Raw genomic sequence first — 19,089 nt, 5'->3', positions numbered from 1 at the left:
TCACATGACGTCGACGGCGTCGTCGACGGACATGTGGCCGTCCCGGACGGCCTCGAGGATCCCGCGTCGTTCGGCGTCCGGGTCGCCCGCGCCGTCCGCCGCGTCCGCCGCCTCACGGCCCACCTCGTCTAAGGTCACCTTTCGGGTGTCGCCGACGAACTCGGCGAAGTCGACGCCGTCGGCCAGCGCGGTCTCCTTTTTCACGCGGTAGGAGCCGGCGTCGGTCGTGTAGAGGTCGCCCGGGTGAAAGAAGTACCAGTCCTCGCGGTCGAACCGGACCGCGATCCGGGCTTTCGCGCCGAAGTTCCGTGCGAAGAACAGCAGCGCCTCGACCTCCTCGCCGGTGAGGTAGATCGGGTTGCCCGCGCTCGATTTCGCCTCGATCGCGTAGAAGACCTCGCCGTCGCCCGCGAGCACGTCCGGGAGCTCGCGCTCGGTGGCGGAGCCGCTCGCCGGCGCGCGCATCACGGCGAAGCCCGCGTCGTCGAGCGCGTTGACGAGCTCGCGTTCCCGCCGGTCGCCCTTCCGGTTAGCGGACATCTGTCTCACCCGGATCGGTCATTGTCGACCGGTACTCCCGTGGGAGACAAAAGGGGCGCGACTCGTGACCGCGCCGTCCCCACGGCCGCACCGTCCCTGCGACCGTGCCGTCCCCACGACCGCACCGTCTCCGCGATCGTGCCGTCCCCACGACCGCACCGTCCCCGCGATCGTGCCGTCCCCACGACCGCACCAGATCCGCGATCGTGCCGTCCCAGCGATCGCACTGCTTTTGTATTACTGGGTAAAATCACTCGGTAATGAACCGACGAGCGTTCCTCGCGACCGGTGCCGGGACGGTGAGTGCCGGATTGGCCGGCTGTGCGGCCGAACGAACCGACGACGGGGCTGGAGTCGGCTCCGACGACGGGGGCGGAAGCGGCTCCGACGACGGGTCGGCGGGCGGCGACGGAACCTCGACCGAAGGGGAGACGGTGGGGGAGACCGACGACACGCCGACGCTGACGGTCGCGACGTACGACACCCTCGTCGACGCCCCGACGACGAGCCCCGGCGAGTGGATCAAGGAGCGGTTCGAGGCGACCCACGACGCCGAGCTGGAGTGGGCGGTTCCCGACGGCGAGGTGAATCACTACATCCAACGTCGGCAGGCCGGGCTGGACGTCGAGCCGGAGGTGTACCTCGGCGTGAAGCCGTCGGACCTGTACCGGGTCGACGCGGAGACCGACGGCGACCTCTTCCGCGCGACGGACCGGTCGGCGCTCGCGAACGTCGACGACGTGCGCGAGGCGTTCGAGTTCGACCCCGACGGACGGGTGATCCCGACGTACCAGAACTACTGTGCGGTCGTGTACGACGGCCGGACCGTCCCGGAGCCGACCTCGTTCGCGGACCTGCTCGACCCGGTGTACGAGGGCGAGATCGGGATCCCGAACCCGTTGGAGGGCGACACCGGCGAGATGTTCCTGCTGTGGACGATCGCCGAACACGGCCCGGACGGCTACCTCGACTACTGGAACGACCTCCTCGAGAACGCGGTCGTCCTCTCCTCGTGGTCGGAGATGTACCCGCAGTTCGAGGCGAACGAGCTGAACGTCGTCGTCTCCTACTCGAACGACCGCGTGTACGCCGAGCGGTTCGGCAACGACTTGGAGAAACACCGGGTCGCGTTCCTCGACGGCGGCGGCTACGCCAACCTCAACGGGATGGCGCGGTTCGCCGACGGCGACGACGACGAGCTGGCCCACGCGTTCATGGACTTCGTCCTCGCGGACGACACCCAGCGCGCCATCGCCGAGCTGAACGTCACGGGGCCGGTGACGGGCGTCGAGCCGCCCGCGGTGTACCGCGAGTTCGCGGAGGAGCCCGCGGACATCGTCCACTTCGACTACCCGACGCTCCGCGAGAACCGCGCCGACTGGCTCGACGCGTGGGAGCGCGAGGTCGCCGGCGGTCGGTGACGAGAGAGTGAGGGAGAAACGGGAGTGTGGCGGCGTCCCGGGTCGGAGGCCCCGTCAGACCTCGATGATGTCGTCATCGTCCGCGGCGTCGGGGAGCGCGAGCTCACCCCGCAACGAGACGACGGCGTCGCCGCCGACGCGCACCTCGTCGCCGTCGACCCGCACGTGGACTAGCCCCGGTCGGTCGAGGAAGTGCCCCTGCTCGAAGCGCATTTCCGCGGGCGCGTCGCCGTCGAACGCGTCGACCGCGTGGAGGTACGCGCCGCACGCGCCGCTGGCGGTCCCGGTCACCGGGTCCTCGGGGACGCCCGCCGCGGGGGCGAACGCCCGGCCGTGGAGCGTCGATCCCGCCTCGACCGCGTCGAAGGTGAACGCGTAGACGCCGGCGACGTCGTGTTCGGCCGAGAGCGCCTCCACGGCGCTCAGGTCCGGGTCGGCCTCGCCGAGCCGTTCGAGGAAGTTGACGGGGACGACGAGGAACGGAAGCCCGGTCGAGGCGACCGCCACCGGGAGGTCCGCGCCGACGTCGCGGAGCGCGGCGGGGTCGACCCCGAGCGCGTCACCGAGCCGGTCGTAGTCGACGTCGACCGGCCGCACCGTCGGGGCGTCCTGTGTCATCCAGACGCGGCCCGACTCCTCGACGTCGATCGGGAGGTCGCCGACGTTCGTCCGGAGGACGTCCGCGCCGGCGTCGACGACTCCGTCCGCGAACAGCGCGACGTAGCTCGCGATCGTCGCGTGGCCACAGAGGTCGACCTCGGTGGTCGGCGTGAAGTAGCGCACCCGGCGGTCGGCGTCCGCGCCGTCGTCGAGCGGCGTGAGGAACGCCGTCTCGGACGCCCCGAGCTCGGCGGCGATCCGCCCCATTCGGTCCTCGCTCAACCCCTCCGCGTCGGGCACCACGCCGGCGACGTTGCCGGCGAGCGGCTCGTCGGTGAACGCGTCGACGAGCAGCGTGCGTCGCGTCTCCATGCGCGGTCGTCGCGGGCCGGGTTCAAAAGGACCGGGGACGGCTGCCGCCACCGTCGGCTCTCCCCATCGGCTCCGTGACCGTGTCGACACACGCCACAGGAGTTCCGTTGCCTTCGCGGGGCGTTTATAAGTGAGTTCGGTCGGATTCGCGAGGCGTTTATAAGTAGTTCCTGCCGGATCCGCGGGGGCGTTTATATACTATTCCCGTCCGCTCCGATCGCTTATAAACCGAGCCGTTGTCGCGGACAGAGCCGTCATCACGGACCGAGCCGGCCGGCGGCGGTCGGCTCACTGCCGGGTCGGGACCGCGGCGAGGTGTGGGACGCCGTGGAACGCGATCCGCGCCCCGCCGTCGTCGCTCTCGGCCGCCTCGACGCGCCACCCGTGCGCCGCCGCGATCTGCGAGACGATCCCGAGCCCGAAGCCGGTCCCGTGCTCGCTCGTGGTGTACCCCAGCTCGAAGACGTGCTCGCGGCCGTCCGCCGGGATCCCGGGGCCGTCGTCGTCGACGCGGAAACCGGTCGTCGTCCGCGTGACGGTGATCGTCACGTCGTCGCCGCCGTGTTCGACCGCGTTCCGGAACAGGTTCTCGAACAGCGTCCGGATCCGGGAGCGGTCGCCGGCGACCGTGCCCGGATCCGCGACGACGAGCGTCGCCGCCCGGACGTCGACGGTCGCCCACGCCTCCCGGGCGACGTCGTCGAGGTCGACCCGTTCGACGTCGACCACCTTGGTCCCGAGCCGGGCGAACGAGAGCGCGTCGTCGATCAGCTCGGCCATCCGATCGAGCGCGTCCGCGGCGCGTGCGAGCCCCGGCGAGTCGCCGTCCTCGCGGGCCAGGTCGACGTGGCCGGCCGCGACGTTGAGCGGGTTCCGCAGGTCGTGTGAGACCGTGCCCGCGAACGTCTCCAACCGGTCGCGCTCGCGGGCCGTCTCCGCCTCCGCCGCCCGCCGCTCCAGCTCGTAGCTCACCCACCGCGCCATCAGGTCCACGAGGGTCACTTCCCACTCGGAGAACGGCTCCACTCGTTCCTCGCGGTCGTAAAAGCAGAACGTGCCATACACGTCGTCGTCGACGACGACGGGGGCCCCGAGGTAACAGGAGATCCCGAGCTCCGTGAAGCCGGCTCGCCGGGACAGCTCCGTGTCCGTGCCGACGTCGCCGATCTGTAGCGACTCTTCGCTGACGATCACCCGCTCGCAGTTGGTCGCGTCGAGCGGGGTCGTCGCTCCGCGCTCGAACGTCCCCGTGTCGTCGTCGACGACTTCGGCGGTGTACTCGCCACCCTCGACGCGGGAGAGGACCCCCGACTCGACGCCCAGCGTCTCCTTGCCGAGCGCCAGGAGCGCTCCGACCTTCGTCTCGAACGTCCCGTCCTTCCCCGCGATCGCCTCGTACAGCCGGCGCATGGTTCGCTCGCGACGCTCCAGCTCCCGACGCTCTCGGACCGACTCGGTGACGTCACGGAAGTACATCGACACGCCCGACTCGGAGGGGTACACCCGCGACTCGAACCAGCGGTCGAGCGGCTCGACGTATCCCGTCGCCGCGGTCGCTTCCCCGGTCGCCTTCGCCTCCGCGAACGCCGTGGCGAACGCGTCGTTGTCCACGCCCGGGAACGCCTCCTCGAGGGGTTTCCCGACGAGGTCCGCCGGCTTCCGGTCGACGATCCCCGCCACCCGGTCGTTGGCGTAGGTGACGTGGCCGTCGCCGTCGACCGCGACGAACCCGTCGGTCATCCGGTCCAACAGCTCGACGCGCTCCTCCGCGAGACGGGTCTCCTCGGTGATGTCCGTCGCGATCCCGTACATCGCGTACGGCTCGCCGTCCTCGTCGAACAGCGGGATCCGGACGGTGACGAACCGCCTGACGCCGTCGGGACGCGGGTAGTGCTCCTCGAAGCGCCGGAGCTCCCCGACCCGTAGCGTCTCGGCGTCGTGTTCGTCGATCCACGGCACGGCCGACGCGTCGTGGAGCTCGGCGGCGGTCCGGCCGATCACCTCGTCGCGGCCGCGACCGACGAACTCCACGAACGCGTCGTTGACGAGCACGTACCGCCCCTCGAGGTCCTTCATGAACACGATGTTCGTCGTGTGCTGGAGGATCGCGTCCAGCCGCCCGGCGAACCCTTCGAGCCGCTCGGCGGTTTCCGCGCGGTCGACGTGGACGGCGACGAGGTCCGCGACGGACCGGAGGAGGTCCGCTTCCTCGGGTAAGAACACGCCCGGGGCGTCGTCGGGGTCGGCGCCGGACCGGCCGTCCGCGAAGCCGAGATCCGCAGGGTCACCGACGTCCGCCACCGTGAGCCGGACGGTCGTCTCTCCCGCGGTCGCCTCGACGGACTGGGTCGCGACCGAGTCGTCGACGAAGTTCGGGGTCCGGTACTCGACGCCGTCGAACGCGAGACGCGCCGCGGTCCGGTCCGGTCGCTGCCAGCCCGCGGGCAGCGCCGTGACCACCTCCTCTAACCGCTCCGCAAGCGGGGCGTCCGCGGCGAGCGCGGCGCTCACGGCGTGGAGCGTCGCGAGCTCCCGGGTCCGCTCGTGCCGGGCCCGTTCCGCCCGGTAACTCGCGACCGCGCGGCGGATCCGCTCGCCGATCAGGGCGACGGCCTCCGGGTCCCGCTTCCTGACGTAGTCGGTCACGCCCGCGCCGATCGCGGCGGCCGCGACGCGCTCGTCGCCGTCGGCGACGAACACGAACGGGAAGGCGTGGTCACGTGACCGGACGCGTTCGAGGAGGTCGAGGCCCGTCCCCGACCCCAGGTCGCGGTCCGCCACGACGCAGTCGATGTCGTCGGTACCCCCCGTTCCCGGCTCGCCGATGCTCGCCGCGTCGACCGCCGCGACCGCCTCCGCGTACGTCCGAGCGCGGGTCAGCTCGAATCCGATCTCCCCGTCGTCGAGGTCCCGCTCGACCGCGGAGACGAACGCGTCGTCTCCGTCCGCATAGAGGACGTGCAACGGGGGGCCGCTCATGGGGACCGTACTCCCCATCGGTACTTGGATGTGGCGGGACTACCGCGGTCGTTCGCGTCGGCAGGGGGTGCGTTCACGTCGGCGGGGAGCGCGTTCTGGCCGTCGATCGTGACGTCACGCGGGATGAACGGATGTGAACCCTTTTGGGGGCTACCATGGAATGGGTGTGTATGGGTCTATTCGATCGGTTGCGGGGCGGTGACACCCCGCGCGTCGCGTTCGTCGGGATCGACGGCGTCCCGTACGACCTCGTCGCCGACAACCCCGAGACGTTCCCCACGCTGACGGCGCTGGCGAAGGAGGGGTCCAGCGGACCGATCGACAGCATCGTTCCGCCGGAATCGAGCGCGTGTTGGCCCGTGCTCACCAGCGGGGTCAACCCCGGAGAAACCGGCGTGTACGGCTTTCAAGACCGAGAGATCGGATCGTACGACACGTACGTGCCGATGGGGCGGGACGTACAGGCCGACCGGATCTGGGACCGCGCCACGGAGGCGGGCCTCGACGCCACGGTGATGAACGTCCCCGTTACGTTCCCGCCACAGCGGAGCGTTCAGCGGATGGTGTCCGGCTTCCTCTCGCCCGACGTCGACAAGGCGGCACATCCCGAGGAGCTACGGAACTACCTCGTGGAGTCGGGGTACCTCCTCAGCGTCAACGCGAAGCTCGGCCACAAGGCCGACAAATCGGCGTTCTTCGACCACGCACACAAGACGATCGAGCGCCGTGCCGCCGCGTTCAAACGGTACGTCGAGCGCGACGACTGGGACCTGTTCCTCGGCGTCTTCATGACTCCCGATCGAGTCAACCACTTCCTGTGGCGCGACTACGTCGAGAAGGGGACGTACCACGAGGAGTTCATGGAGTTCTACCGGTCCCTCGACGGCTACCTCGGCGAGCTCCGCCGGGCGCTCCCCGACGACGTCACGCTCGTCGTCGCCTCTCCACACGGGTTCACCACGCTCTCGTACGACGTCAACTGTAACGAGTGGCTCGAACGCGAGGGGTGGCTCTCCTATGCGGACGACGATCACGGGTCGCTCTCCGACATCGACGACGACACCCGCGCCTACTCGCTCATCCCCGGGCGGTACTACCTCAACCTGGAGGGGCGCGAACCGCGCGGAAGCGTCCCGCAGGACGAGTACGACGACGCTCGCGCGGAGCTGAAAGCGGAGCTGCAGGCCATGGAGGGGCCGACGGGGCGGCGGGTCGCGCGCCGCGTCGTCGAGCGCGAGACCGCGTTCCGCGGCGACCACGACGAGATCGCCCCCGACCTCGTCGTGATCCCGAACCACGGTTTCGACCTCAAGGCCGGCTTCAAACCCCACGAACGGGTGTTCGACTCGGACGGCCCACGGACCGGGATGCACACGTTCGACGACGCCGCGCTGTTCGTCGACCACCCGGACGCGACGATCGACGACGCGGACCTGCTCGACGTCGCCCCGACGCTGATGACGCTGCTCGACCTCGAGTACGCGCGCACCGACTTCGACGGCGCGAGCCTGATCTGACCGGGCGGCTCTGGTCCTCGCTGCGCCGGAATCGACCTGGAGCGCGCTGGAATCGACCTGCAGCGCGCCGGGAACGCCGATAATTCCGTCCCCCTACTCGATCACGGCCACGCTGTCGACGCGGACCCGTTCCCCGTCGACCCGTTCGCCCGAGAACAGGTCGCGATCGAACCCCGCCGGCACCGTGACCGTCGCCGGCTCGGGGTCGAAGTTGACGACGACGAGGAGCCGGTCGGCGGCCGTGTCATCCTCCCCATCGGTCGTGTCCTCCCCCCCATCGGCCGTGTCATCCTCCCCATCGGTCGTGTCCTCCTCCCCATCGGTCGTACCGCCCTCTCGACGACGCAGGTACGCCGTCACGCGCTCGGCGTCGCCGTCGTCGACGGCGACCGCCGCGGCCGCGCCGTCGAACGCGACCTCGCCCTCCCGCAGCGCCGGCTGGGCGGCGCGGAGCGCCGAGAGGTCGCGGTGGTAGTCGGTGAGCGCGTTGTCGCCGTCGTGCCATCGCATCGGGCCGCGGGTGGACACGTTGCCGCGTTCCTGGCCCGCGTACACCATCGGCGCGCCGGGGAGCGTGAACGTCACCGCGGCGGCCGCCCGGAGCGCGGCCTCGCCGTGCGCCGCGAGGTAGCGGTCCTCGTCGTGGTTCTCGACGTACCGCATCTGGACGCCGGGGTCGTCGAAGCCGAGCCACGTGGCCCGGTCGAGCGCGTCGGCGACGGCGTCGGCGGGCTCGTCACCCGCTCCGATCCCCCGGAGCGTTCCGTACAGCGAGGTGTCGTAGTGGAGGTCGAACTCCCCCTCGCCGTAGAAGGGGTCGTGCGGGAGCGTCTCGTCGAGCAGGAGCACGTCGTCGGGGACGCGGTCCGCGACCTCCTTCCAGAAGCCGTGGGGGACGCCCCACGCGACGTCGGCGCGGAACCCGTCGACGACGGCCGCCCAGTCGTCGACGACGTCGAGCAGCCACGCCCTGACGGTCGGGCTGTCGAAGTTCAGGTTGGGGATCCGCCGCCAATTGAAGTAGTACTCCGGCATGTCGCCGGGATCGAGCGACGCCCAGTCCGTGTCGGTGACGTCGAACGCGCCGTCCGTCCGTCGGTAGTGGTCCCGATAGGCGTCGACGCCGGCCGCGTGCAGCTGGAACGCGGGGTGGTCGCGGGAGGTGTGGTTGATCACCAGGTCGAAGACGACACGGATCCCCGCCTCGTGACACCTGTCGACGAGCGACTCGAACGCCTCGCGGGGGCCGAGGTCGGCGGCGGTCTCGGCGAAGTCCGTCACGTGATAGCCGTGGTCCGTCGGCGACGCGAGCACGGGGGTCAACCAGAGGACGTCGACGCCGAGGCTCTCGACGTACGGGACGCGGCGCTCGATCTCCCGGAACGTCGTCGGAAGGGTGTCGCCCGCGAACGACCGGACGAACACCTCGTAGATCGTCGGCGACGCCGCCCACGCGGGCCGCTCGTGCGGGTCGGTGACCGATATCGGCTCGCGATCGCCGTCCTCGCCGAGGTCGATCCGGACCGTGTCGATCGCGCCGTACCGCTCGGCGTGCGGGACCGCGTGGACGCGAACGCTCCCGGACAGCTCCGCGAGCGGCACGGACAGCACGTGGCCGTCCGCGCGGGCCTCGATCCGGGCGGCGGCCTCGGGGTCGACGTCGCGGTCGTCGAGCAGGAACGCGACGTCGACGTCGGCGGGGTCGGTCCCGGAGCCCGGCGGGACCGCGACGTCGGCGGTGATCCGGAGGGTCGCGGCGTCGGTATCGGCGGCCGCCGTCCCGGCGTCGATATCGGTGGCCGCCGTCCCGGCGTCGGCTCCCGCTCCGGCGACGACCTCCTCCCCGTCGGCGTCGAGGGGGACGCCGTCGAGCGTGAGACGTGGGCGACCCGGGCCGGGGACCTCGACGCCGTCGCGATGCTGGTCGGTCAGGTCGTCGTCGACGACGAAGCCGAAGCCGTGGCGGCCTGGCGGCGCGCGCGTCTCGATGACCCAGTCGTCGCCGTCGCGTTCCGGCCGGTCCCGCGCGAGGAGACGGTCGTTCCGCGCCCACATGAGCGAGACGCGGTCGACCGACGCCGGGTCGTCGACCGGGAGGTCGGCGGCGGGGACGCGGAGGTCGACCGGGCGTCGCTCGTCCGGGAAGGCGAGAACCCGTTGGCGATGGGTCCCGTCGGGGGCGTCGAGTTCGAGGACGTAGGTCCCCGGCGCGTCCGGATGGAGGTGGACGACCGGGTCGTCCCGGCGGGTCGTTTCGCCGGCACGCAGGACGCCGTCCCGCGCGTCGCCGGGCGTGGTGTCGACGGCCGCGGCGCTTCCGGCGGGAACCGAACGGAGCGTCCACCCGTACTCGCCCGACGGGTCCGGGTTCCGCGGGGCCAACTCGACCGACTCCCCGACGCTCGTCGCGCGCGGCGGACCGGGTTCGTGCATACCGATACCCCGGGCCGCCTCGGCTTGAGGGTTCCCCCTTTCGAAAAAAGTGTGAACGATAATTACACCAAAGATTAATGCCTTCGGCACCCGCAGCGCCGGGTATGCAGCTCCGCGAGGCGATCGACGACTACAAGCGCCATCTCGGCCACGAAACGCGGTTCCCGGGCGAACGGCGGACGACCGAGGGCCGGTTCACCGGGGCCGACGGGCGGCTCGTCCACGTCGACCCCGGCGGTCGGCTCCGCGACTTCGGCGAGCCGTTGACCGGGCTGACCGGGGCGACCGTCGTCCGGTTCGGGCTCGCCGTCGACGACGACCTGTGCTGGCTCGACGGCTCGCCGACCGAGCAGCGCTACGTCGGCGACACGACGCTGGTGGAGACGGTTCACGACGCCGCCGTCGCGACGGTCACGCGACACGACCTGGCGGTCGGCGACGCCCACCTCACCCGCGCGACGGTGGAGCCGGCGGCGGACGCCGACGTCGCGGCCGACGACCCGTCGCTCGTCGTGTACGCGTCGTTCGCGCCGGACGGCCGGGACACGCGGGTCGGACAGCTCCGCTACGACGACGCCGTCGAGGTGTACCACGCGGACGAACACGACTTCCTCGCGAGCGCGACCGGCTTCGACGACCTCCGCGGACAGCTCCCGGCGACGTTCCCGGAGATCCTCGACGACCGACCGCTGGACCTCCCGCGCGACCGCGACAGCGGCCGATACGAGGAGGAGCGGCTCTCCGGCGAGGTCGTCGTCGAGGTCCCCTTCGTCGACGGCGTGGCGACGGTCGGATCGCTGCTCACGGACCGCGCCGAGACCGACCGCGAGGCGGCGCGCGAGCGGCTCGACGCGCTGTTCGCGGACCTCGACTCCACCGAAAGCCTTCACGAGGCGGCGGCGGGGTCGCTCCCGTCGGTACCGGCGTCGACCCCCGAACGGGACGCCGCGGTCGCGGACCTCCGCGTGCTCTCGCTGCTGTCGGCCGACTCCGGACTCCGGATCGCGGGGCCCGATTTCGACCCGCACTACCGGCACTCCGGCGGCTACGGCTACACCTGGTTCCGCGACGACGCCGAGATCTCGACGTTCCTGTTGACCGCCGACGAGCGCCTCGGGCTCGGGCTCGACGAGTGGCACGTCCGGTCGGCGCGCATGTACGTCCGGACACAGCGGGCGGACGGCTCGTGGCCCCACCGCGTCTGGCCGCGGAACGGCGCGATCGCGCCCGGCTGGGCGAACGCGCGGATCGAGGACGGCCCCGACGTCGACTACCAGGCGGACCAGACCGGGAGCGTCATCGCGTACCTCGCGCGGGCCCGGGCGGCCGGCGTCGACGTCGACGGGCTCGACGCGACGCTCGTCGACGCGCTCGCGGGGCTCGACGAGACGCTCGCGGACGACGGCCGACCGGTGGTCTGTCAGAACGCCTGGGAGGACATGATCGGCCGGTTCACGCACACGACGGCGACGTTCCTCGAGGCCTACAGCGACCTCGCTCGGTACGGCGAGGGGCTGGCGGCGAGCGAGGGAACGTCGTCGGTGGGTTCGAGCGCGGGAACGTCGGTGGATTCGAGCGCGGGGACGGCCGGGTCGGACGGCGAGGACGTCCCGGCCCACGCCGCCGCGCGCGCCCGGGAGGTGTACGATGCGCTCGACGACCTCTGGGTCCCCGAGCGCGGGTGTTACGCGCTCCGCGAGACCGCCGACGGCCGGATCGACGACCGGCTCGATTCCGCGACCCTGGCGCTCCCGAGCGCCCATCGGTCGTTCGACGCGATGACGGACGGCGGGGTCGACGCCGACCGGCTCGACCGGCTCGTCGCCCACGTCGAGACCGTCGTCGACGGGCTCGCGACGGGGACCGATGCGATCGACGGGCTGATCCGCTACGAGGGCGACGGCTGGCGGCGGTCCACCCAGGGCTCCGAGAAGGTGTGGACGGTGTCGACGGCGTGGGGGGCGAACGCCTGCGCCGAGCTCGCCGTCCTGCTCGCGGACCGCGACGACCCGCGTGCGACCCGGCTGGCCGCGCGGGCCCGTGAGCTGCTCGGCCACGTCTCGCCCGACGGCCCGCTCTGTGCGTCGACGACGTACCTGCCCGAGCAGTTCTTCGACGACGGCACCCCCGACAGCGCGACGCCGCTCGGCTGGCCGCACGCGATCCGGCTGTCGACGGTCGCGCTGCTCGACGCACACGACCACCGCTCGACCGACGCGCTCGCGGCCGACGACGACTGACGCCCCGGCGGCGGTGGTTTATAAACAGATCGGCTCCGTTGAAATCCGCCGACCTGACGAGAATCGAGTGTCGAATACAACACGGGCATCTCACACGGAGAGTTCAAGCGAGACCGATCGTTCCGATCGGTCTATACAGGTGAACAACACACTGCGTTCAGACTCTTCCGTCAATATAAATAACCTATTTATGTATTTATAAACAAGTCCCATACAGTACTCATGCAATCCGATTCTCCACCATCGAAAAACGTGCTTATGTTTGGTTCTGGGACACTATTGTTAGTGCTTGGGTATGTTTTAAGCGGGGCATTTGGATCGGCGATCGGGTTTGTAGCGGGATTAACGATGGGCGAACGCTACTTTCTATATCAGAAATCGCGATTTGAAATGTTGAACAGAATTGAGGAGTTGGAAAACAGAATGGAAGAGGTCCACGACACTGATTAAAATCAACACGCAACTGAACCTCAACTATTTGATGCCTTTCGTTTCATTACTACGAGATACGTGGCCCGTGTCCTGCCGCTATCGGCGGACCCGTCATTCAGGATCGTGTCTGAATGGTCGCGTTCAACGGAGTCGGTGAGCGACGCTCCGCCGACGATCGTTTCCGAGTGAGCGGCGCGCCGGCGACGCTTTCTTATAAGTGTCCGCGTGTCGGCGGCGGCGTCGACCGGCGATCCGGTTCGGCGTCGTCTCACGCCGTCTTCCCCACACCGTCTCGCCTCACACCATGTCGCCGCGCACGGACGACCCCTCCTGCTCGTCGCGCCGGGCGGCGAGGACGGACGCGATCTCGGCGGCGACGTCGTCGTCCGCGCCCAACATCCCGAGCGCGGCCTCCAGCGTCGGCATCGCGAACTCGGCGCGGCGGAGCCGGTCGAACGCGTCGTCGTCGCGCTCGCCGTCGACCCACAGGCAGACGCCGCGCGGGTCGAGCACCTCCGCGTACGCCTCGCGCGCGAGCGCCCCCTTCAGCCGCTGGGTGACGTTGTCCCCGAAGCTCGCGTTACACACCTCCAGGTGGATCGGCTCGTCCGGTTCGAGCAGCTCCGCGGCCAGACACGCCTCGGGCGCGGCGTAGCCGTTGTCGCTCGCGCGGACGCGGTCCGGGTTCGCCTCGGCCCAGTCCGCGCGAACGGACGTGCCAACGCCCTTGACGCCGTACTCCGCCTCGAACGCCCGCGCGGCGTCGGCGTCGCCGCGCAGCAGCACGTCCTTCGTGACGTAGACGTCGAGTCGCGACACCGGGTCGAGCCCGAGCGCGACGTCGCCGAACGCCCACACCTCGCGGACCGGGACGGGCATGGTCTCCGACTCGACGCGGTCGACGATCGCTTCAAGCCGGTCGACGGCCGCGTTGCGGTCCATCGGCGGCTACCCGTCCAGCCGGTCGCGGAGGAGCCCGTTCACCTGACCGGGGTCGGCGCTGCCGCCCGTCGCGGCCATCACCTGTCCGACGAGGAAGTTGATCGCGCCCGCGTCGCCGTCGTGGTAGTCCGCGACGGCGTCGGGGTTCTCCTCGATGGCGGCCGCGACCGCGGCCTCGACCTCGCCGGTATCGGCCGTCCCGAGCCCCTCGCGGTCGATGACCGTCTCCGGGTCCGCGCCGTCGTCGAGCATCGCGCGCAACACGACCTCCTCGGCGTTCTTCGTCGTGACCTCGTCGCCGTCGACGAGCGCGATCAGGCGCGTGAACTCGTCGAGGCGGTCCTCGACGTCCGTGATCTCCATCTCGCGGTAGTTGAGCTCGCCCAACAGGTTGTCCGCGACCCACGTCGCCGCGAGGTCGGGGTCGAACTCGCTGGCGACGTCCTCGAAGAAGTCGGCGACCGACTTCGTGGACGTGAGCTTGGAGGCGGCCTCGCGGTCGAGCCCGTACTCCTCGCGAAAGCGCTCGCGGCGGGCGTCGGGCAGCTCCGGGATGGGGATCCGTGCCTTCCAGTCGGACACCTCCAGCGCGGGGAGGTCGGCCTCGCGGAAGTAGCGGTAGTCCTTCTCCGCCTCCTTCGAGCGCATCGAGACGGTGACGCCGCGGCCCTCGTCCCAGTGGCGGGTCTCCTGTTCGATCTCGCGCCCGCGGCGCAGGCGGTTCCGCTGGCGGGTCACCTCGTACGCGAGCGCGCGTTCCGCGCCCCTGTGACTGGAGATGTTCTTCACTTCGGCGCGGTTGACCCCGGCGAGCACCGCGTCGGGGATCGAGCCGTCCGCCGCCACCTCGTCGGCGGGGACGAGCGAGACGTTGGCGTCGACGCGGAGGCTCCCGTCGCGGGTCGCGTCGAACACGCCGAGGTACTCGAGGACCTCCGACAGCTTCGCGAGGAACGCGCGGGTCTCCGCGGGCGACCGGAAGTCCGGCTCCGTGACGATCTCCATGAGGGGCGTACCCGCGCGGTTGTAGTTCACGAGCGTGTGCGTCGCCGACTCGATGGAGCCGCCGGCGTGCTGGAGGCTGCCGGGGTCCTCCTCGAGGTGTGCGCGGGTGATCCCCACCGTCCGCCGGTCGCTCTCGACCTCGACGTCGAGCGAGCCGCCGGCACAGATCGGCGCGTCGTACTGGGTGATCTGGAAGTTCTTCGGCAGGTCGGGGTAGTAGTAGTTCTTCCGGTGGAACGTCGTCGTCTCCGGGATGTCGGCGTCGATCGCCTTCCCGATCTTCACGGCGGCCTCGACCGCGCCCTCGTTGAGGACCGGCAGCGCGCCCGGCAGCCCGAGACAGGTCGGGCACGTGCGCGTGTTCGGTCCCTCGTCGTCGTCGGGCTCCGTCGAACAGCCGCAGAAGATCTTCGTGTCGGTCTCGAGCTGGACGTGGACCTCCAACCCGATCACGACCGCCGTCTCCTCCGCCGCGGCCTGTGTGCTCATTGTCGAGTCGTTGCGTGTGAGCCCCCTAAACCGTGTCGGGATGGGTCGTTTGACCCCCTCCCCGTCGGAGAACACGAGACGCGACCCCGATCTTCCATCGCGGGCCGTGGGCAGGGATCGACCATGTCCGATCGAGGCGTGTACACACGGCGATTGAAAGATATATACAAAAGAATCCTCGGTCGTTGCTAAATCACGTTATTTTCGAGATATAGATGAAGATTACTGCCTCTAGAATGACATACACAGACTTATTACCTCGGGAAACTTGCTATCGTTCAGCATGCAACGACGAAACTTCATTCGGACGACCGGTGCCGTCGGCACCGCAGGTATCGTTGGACTCGCCGGCTGTGCGGACGACGAGCCCGGCGACGAAGGCCCGGCCGACGACGGTGCAGCCGACGACGGCGCGACCGATGACGGCGCGACCGACGACGGCAACGGAGGCGACGACTTCCCCACCGACGACCTCACGTGGATGGTGCCGTGGTCCGAGGGCGGCGGGACCGACACGTACGCACGGCAGGTCGCCGTGCCGATGGAGGAGCCGCTCGGCCAGTCGATCACCATCGACAACCGTCCCGGGGCCGGCAGCCTCGCGGGCTCCGAATGGCTCTCGACGCGCGACCCCGACGGCTACACCTTCGGGACGATCAACAGCGCGGGCGCACACTTCACCTGGCGCGCCAACGAGGTCGAAGGCTGGCACATCGAGGAGGACTTCGACCCGTTCGCGTACTCCGGCGTGTTCGGCTACACGCTCATCGTCAACAACGACGTCGCCGACGAGTACGGGATCGACGACTACGGCTCGCTCCGTGACGCCTACCAGGACGGCGACATCGAGAACTTCGGCTACCAGGGCGCGGGGAGCGACTCGCACCTGACGACGCTGCTTCTGCGCGACAACTACGGCCTCGAGTACGGCAACGAGGTCCCCTACGACGGCGGCGGCCCGACGATGGAGGCCGTCATCAGCGGCGAGGTCGCGGCCGGCTTCGCGACGAACACCTCCGCGGTCAACGCCGAGGAGTCCGGCGAGGCGAGCGCCATCGTCAACCTGATGGACATCGACCTCACGGGCACCTGGCCGGAGATCGACCGCATCGACAACTACGGCGACAGCCTGGGTTGGATCACCGAGTTCACGCTCACGCAGCTCGCGCCCGCCGGCACCCCCGACCACATCAAGGAGACGCTCTCCGACGCGGTCGAACACGCCGTCGAGTCCGACTCCGTCCAGCAGTGGTCGGAGGACACCGGCAACATCGTCCAGTACGGCGACGTCCAGGAGTCCGAGGACCTCTGGTACGGGATCGTCGAGCAGATGGAGGCCGAGGTCGACGCCGCCATCGGCGGCTTCGACGAGTTCCTCGCGCTCGCGCAGGAGTAGTCCGCTCCCACCCGGCACCCTGACATATTTTAGACGCCGACGATGGAACGTGTCGAGACCACGAACGGATCGCTTGATGAAGACGACCGACCCGGAAGCGACGGCTCGGTCGGTCGCAACCGACCGGCCCGTCCGGACCGACCCGACCGACCGACCCATTCGGGTCGACCGCATCGACGGATCCGGTCGAACCGCAGCGCCGTGAACTGATACACGATGGTACAAGACGAATCGACGACCGACGAACTGTTGGCCCGCCTCCGGGACGCACAGCGGGTGCTCGCCGACGCGATCGAACCGGTGCTTCGCGAGCGCCCGACGATGGAGCACGTCCTCCTGTCGTTGTTCCTGGTGGCCGGCACGTACATGTACTGGGGCGCGCTCGAGTTCTCGCCCGCCGCCGCGGAGTTCCCGCGGATCATGGCCGGCGCGACCGCGCTCCTCTCGTTTCTGATCCTCGTTCGGAACTACCTCCACGCCGTCGTCCCGGTGTTGGCGGCCGTTCTCGGCGGATACGCCGTCTATACCGGCGCGCTCGCCTTCCTCGCCGACGACGGGGGGCTCGCCCGCATCCTCGTGGGCGTCGGGCTGCTCGTCGCGACCGGCGCGTTCAGGACGCAGCTGGTCGACGGCGCGGAGTCGTTCATCGCCGAGCCGATGCAGGTGCTCGGCGAGGACGACCTCATCGGGGACGATGACGACGAAACGGCGGCGGACGACGAATCCGTCGACTCGGACGCGGAGGGCGACTCGGGCGCGATGTACGTCTACGAGATCGACGACCCCAAGGGGCCGGTCGTGACCGGGCTGTTGTGTACCGGCTACATGGTGCTGACGTTCGCGATCGGGATGCTGTACGCGACGCCGGTGTTCGTCGCCGCGTGGGCGCTGTGGGTCGGCATGGACGCCGCCAAGGGGGCGGCGCTGACCGGACTCGGCCTGGTCTGTTCGTACCTGTTTTACGACGTCATCCAGTCGGACATCTCGGAGGGGTGGCTGACCGGGTGGGAGCCGACGCCGCCGGACGACCTGTACGCGTGGTACGTGGATCCGCTGTTACAGCCCCTCTTCAGGGTTATCGACCGGTACGTCATCTATCCGTTACTTCGACTCCTTACTGATGCGACGCCCCTCGGGGTGTCGCTGTTATGACCGTCGAGACGTTCCTCGGCGCGATCGACGCCCTGCTGACGTTCGACACGATGGTGTGGCTCCTCGCCGGGGTGATCGTCGGGATCATCGTCGGCGGGCTGCCGGGGCTCGGCCCGCCGCTGGGGATGGCGATCATCCTCCCGCTGACGATCCCGTTGGCCCCGGCCGACGCGATCATCCTGCTCGTCGGCGTCTACAGCGGGTCGATGTACGGCGGGTCGATCGCCGCGATCCTCATAAACACGCCCGGGGTGTCGTCGTCCGCGGCGACCATGTTCGACGGCTATCCCATGTCGAAACAGGGGCGCGCGGCGACGGCGCTGTCGGTCTCCGCGACCGCCTCCGCGTTCGCGGGGCTGTTCACGATCACGGCGCTGATCCTGTTCTCGCCGGTCCTGATCGAGTTAGTCCTCGCGGTCGGCACCCCCGAGCGGTTCCTCGTCGCGCTGCTCGGGCTGTCGATGATCACCGTGATCACCCGCGGCTCGTTCGCGAAGGGATTGTTGGCGGGGGCCGCCGGTCTGCTGATAACGACGGTCGGGTCCGCCCAACCGATCGCGCTCGAACGGCGCTACGCCGACTCGTTGCTGCTGTTCGACGGGATCGACTTCGTCGCCGTCCTGATCGGGCTGTTCGCCATCGCGGAGATGATGAAACTCGCCGGGCAGGAGGGCGGCATCGCCGAGGGCGAGGTGACGATCGACCGCGCCGGGATCAAAGAGGGGATCATCGAGACGGTGAAGCGACCGGTGACGGTGTTCAAATCCGGGATGATCGGGATGGTCGTCGGCGCGATCCCCGGGGCCGGCGCGACGGTCTCGAACTTCGTCGCCTACTCCGAGGCGGTCCGCGCGTCCGACGACCCCGACTCGTTCGGGTCCGGGAACGTCGAGGGGGTCGTCGCCAGCGAGGCGTCCAACAACGGGACCGTCGCGGGGTCGCTCGTCCCCGCGATCTCCTTCGGTATCCCGGGGAGCTCCTCGACTGCCGTGCTCATCGGCGGGCTGCTCATGCACGGCCTGCAGCCCGGCCCGAGCATGTTCCAGGTCGGTGGCGAGCTCTCGTTGACGTACACGATGCTGCTCGCGCTGCTCGTCGGGAACGTCGTCATCCTCGTCTTCGGGCTGACGGCGGTGACGCGGCTCGGTTACCTCACGAAGATCGACACCGACTACATCATTCCGATGGTGATCGTGTTGTCGTTCCTCGGGACGTACGCGCTCCGCGTGAACCCGATGGACATCATCACGATCATCGTCTTCGGTATCATCGGCTTCTACATGGTGCGGTACAACTACTCGGTGATCGCCTTCGTGCTCGGCGTCGTGCTCGGCGACATCGCCGAGGACAACCTCTACACCGCGCTCCAGCTGTCGGGGGGAACCTACGACATCTTCTACAACCCGTTCGCGCACGGGCGGCCGCTCTCGTTCCTGCTGTCCGTCGCGATCTTCCTGCTGCTGTTCGGGCCGTTCATCAAGGCCCGAGTCGAGAGGTTTAGGGGCGAGTGAGGGCCGTCCGCGGGGCGTCCGTCCCGCGGATCAGACCCCTTATTGGGCCGGCCGATACAT

12 protein-coding genes are annotated in these 19,089 nt (G+C 69.6%); 6 read left to right on the top strand and 6 right to left on the bottom strand.

The features are described 5' to 3' along the window. Positions 1-540: a Holliday junction resolvase Hjc gene (hjc, locus tag GRS48_RS10945; protein ID WP_159486369.1), complete on the bottom strand. Its 540-nt coding sequence runs from the start codon at positions 538-540 to the stop codon at positions 1-3. Positions 541-800: 260 nt separating this feature from the next. Between hjc and GRS48_RS10940 the strand changes: the two genes are divergently transcribed. After that, positions 801-1,961: a thiamine ABC transporter substrate binding subunit gene (locus tag GRS48_RS10940; RefSeq protein WP_159486367.1), complete on the top strand. Its 1,161-nt coding sequence runs from the start codon at positions 801-803 to the stop codon at positions 1,959-1,961. Between the two features lie 54 nt (positions 1,962-2,015). On the opposite strand, the gene GRS48_RS10935 is transcribed toward GRS48_RS10940, so the two are convergent. Next, on the bottom strand, positions 2,016-2,933 hold the full coding sequence (locus GRS48_RS10935) for a PhzF family phenazine biosynthesis protein (RefSeq protein ID WP_159486365.1): 918 nt from the start codon (positions 2,931-2,933) through the stop codon (positions 2,016-2,018). A 288-nt stretch (positions 2,934-3,221) separates the two neighbouring features. Next, positions 3,222-5,912 carry a PAS domain-containing protein gene (locus tag GRS48_RS10930; RefSeq protein WP_159486363.1) on the bottom strand — a complete coding sequence of 897 codons (2,691 nt, stop codon included), beginning with the start codon at positions 5,910-5,912 and terminating at the stop codon, positions 3,222-3,224. A 170-nt stretch (positions 5,913-6,082) separates the two neighbouring features. Between GRS48_RS10930 and GRS48_RS10925 the strand changes: the two genes are divergently transcribed. Then, positions 6,083-7,429 (top strand): alkaline phosphatase family protein, encoded by a 1,347-nt coding sequence (locus GRS48_RS10925; protein ID WP_159486361.1) that lies wholly within the window; start codon positions 6,083-6,085, stop codon positions 7,427-7,429. A 93-nt stretch (positions 7,430-7,522) separates the two neighbouring features. Here GRS48_RS10925 and GRS48_RS10920 read toward each other — a convergent pair whose 3' ends face one another. Then, positions 7,523-9,862: an alpha-amylase family glycosyl hydrolase gene (locus GRS48_RS10920; protein WP_159486359.1), complete on the bottom strand. Its 2,340-nt coding sequence runs from the start codon at positions 9,860-9,862 to the stop codon at positions 7,523-7,525. A 104-nt stretch (positions 9,863-9,966) separates the two neighbouring features. On the opposite strand from GRS48_RS10920, the gene GRS48_RS10915 reads away from it, so the two are divergent. Then, positions 9,967-12,102: a glycoside hydrolase family 15 protein gene (locus GRS48_RS10915; RefSeq protein WP_159486357.1), complete on the top strand. Its 2,136-nt coding sequence runs from the start codon at positions 9,967-9,969 to the stop codon at positions 12,100-12,102. 729 nt (positions 12,103-12,831) lie between these two features. Here GRS48_RS10915 and GRS48_RS10910 read toward each other — a convergent pair. Beyond that, positions 12,832-13,476, bottom strand: coding sequence for a hypothetical protein (locus GRS48_RS10910; protein ID WP_159486355.1), 645 nt, complete (start codon positions 13,474-13,476; stop codon positions 12,832-12,834). 6 nt (positions 13,477-13,482) lie between these two features. Beyond that, the gene (gatB, locus tag GRS48_RS10905) at positions 13,483-14,970 is read right to left on the bottom strand and encodes an Asp-tRNA(Asn)/Glu-tRNA(Gln) amidotransferase subunit GatB (RefSeq protein WP_159486353.1); all 1,488 of its coding nucleotides are present in this window, start codon (positions 14,968-14,970) and stop codon (positions 13,483-13,485) included. Positions 14,971-15,253: 283 nt separating this feature from the next. On the opposite strand from gatB, the gene GRS48_RS10900 reads away from it, so the two are divergent. From GRS48_RS10900 to GRS48_RS10890, 3 genes are all read left to right on the top strand, one after another. Then, complete coding sequence (locus GRS48_RS10900; RefSeq protein WP_200840253.1) at positions 15,254-16,366, top strand: tripartite tricarboxylate transporter substrate binding protein; 1,113 nt, start codon at positions 15,254-15,256, stop codon at positions 16,364-16,366. A 216-nt stretch (positions 16,367-16,582) separates the two neighbouring features. After that, positions 16,583-17,518, top strand: coding sequence for a hypothetical protein (locus GRS48_RS10895; protein ID WP_200840252.1), 936 nt, complete (start codon positions 16,583-16,585; stop codon positions 17,516-17,518). Beyond that, a complete protein-coding gene (locus GRS48_RS10890; protein WP_159486351.1) occupies positions 17,515-19,029 on the top strand; it encodes a tripartite tricarboxylate transporter permease in 1,515 nt (504 codons plus the stop codon). Before GRS48_RS10895 ends, GRS48_RS10890 begins: the two co-directional genes overlap by 4 nt. The last annotated feature ends 60 nt before the right edge of the window (positions 19,030-19,089 follow it).

This window comes from Halorubrum sp. JWXQ-INN 858, from assembly GCF_009806985.1.
Lineage (GTDB): Archaea > Halobacteriota > Halobacteria > Halobacteriales > Haloferacaceae > Halorubrum.
Note: the sequence above shows the minus strand (reverse complement) of the source record. Positions and strands in the feature narration are given on the sequence as shown.

What these genes read in the sequence shown, in the direction of transcription:
- hjc (WP_159486369.1), bottom strand. Translation starts at nt 540, where the DNA reads ATGTCCGCTAACCGGAAGGGCGACCGGCGGGAACGCGAGCTCGTCAAC.
- GRS48_RS10940 (WP_159486367.1), top strand. Translation starts at nt 801, where the DNA reads ATGAACCGACGAGCGTTCCTCGCGACCGGTGCCGGGACGGTGAGTGCC.
- GRS48_RS10935 (WP_159486365.1), bottom strand. Translation starts at nt 2,933, where the DNA reads ATGGAGACGCGACGCACGCTGCTCGTCGACGCGTTCACCGACGAGCCG.
- GRS48_RS10930 (WP_159486363.1), bottom strand. Translation starts at nt 5,912, where the DNA reads ATGAGCGGCCCCCCGTTGCACGTCCTCTATGCGGACGGAGACGACGCG.
- GRS48_RS10925 (WP_159486361.1), top strand. Translation starts at nt 6,083, where the DNA reads ATGGGTCTATTCGATCGGTTGCGGGGCGGTGACACCCCGCGCGTCGCG.
- GRS48_RS10920 (WP_159486359.1), bottom strand. Translation starts at nt 9,862, where the DNA reads ATGCACGAACCCGGTCCGCCGCGCGCGACGAGCGTCGGGGAGTCGGTC.
- GRS48_RS10915 (WP_159486357.1), top strand. Translation starts at nt 9,967, where the DNA reads ATGCAGCTCCGCGAGGCGATCGACGACTACAAGCGCCATCTCGGCCAC.
- GRS48_RS10910 (WP_159486355.1), bottom strand. Translation starts at nt 13,476, where the DNA reads ATGGACCGCAACGCGGCCGTCGACCGGCTTGAAGCGATCGTCGACCGC.
- gatB (WP_159486353.1), bottom strand. Translation starts at nt 14,970, where the DNA reads ATGAGCACACAGGCCGCGGCGGAGGAGACGGCGGTCGTGATCGGGTTG.
- GRS48_RS10900 (WP_200840253.1), top strand. Translation starts at nt 15,254, where the DNA reads ATGCAACGACGAAACTTCATTCGGACGACCGGTGCCGTCGGCACCGCA.
- GRS48_RS10895 (WP_200840252.1), top strand. Translation starts at nt 16,583, where the DNA reads ATGGTACAAGACGAATCGACGACCGACGAACTGTTGGCCCGCCTCCGG.
- GRS48_RS10890 (WP_159486351.1), top strand. Translation starts at nt 17,515, where the DNA reads ATGACCGTCGAGACGTTCCTCGGCGCGATCGACGCCCTGCTGACGTTC.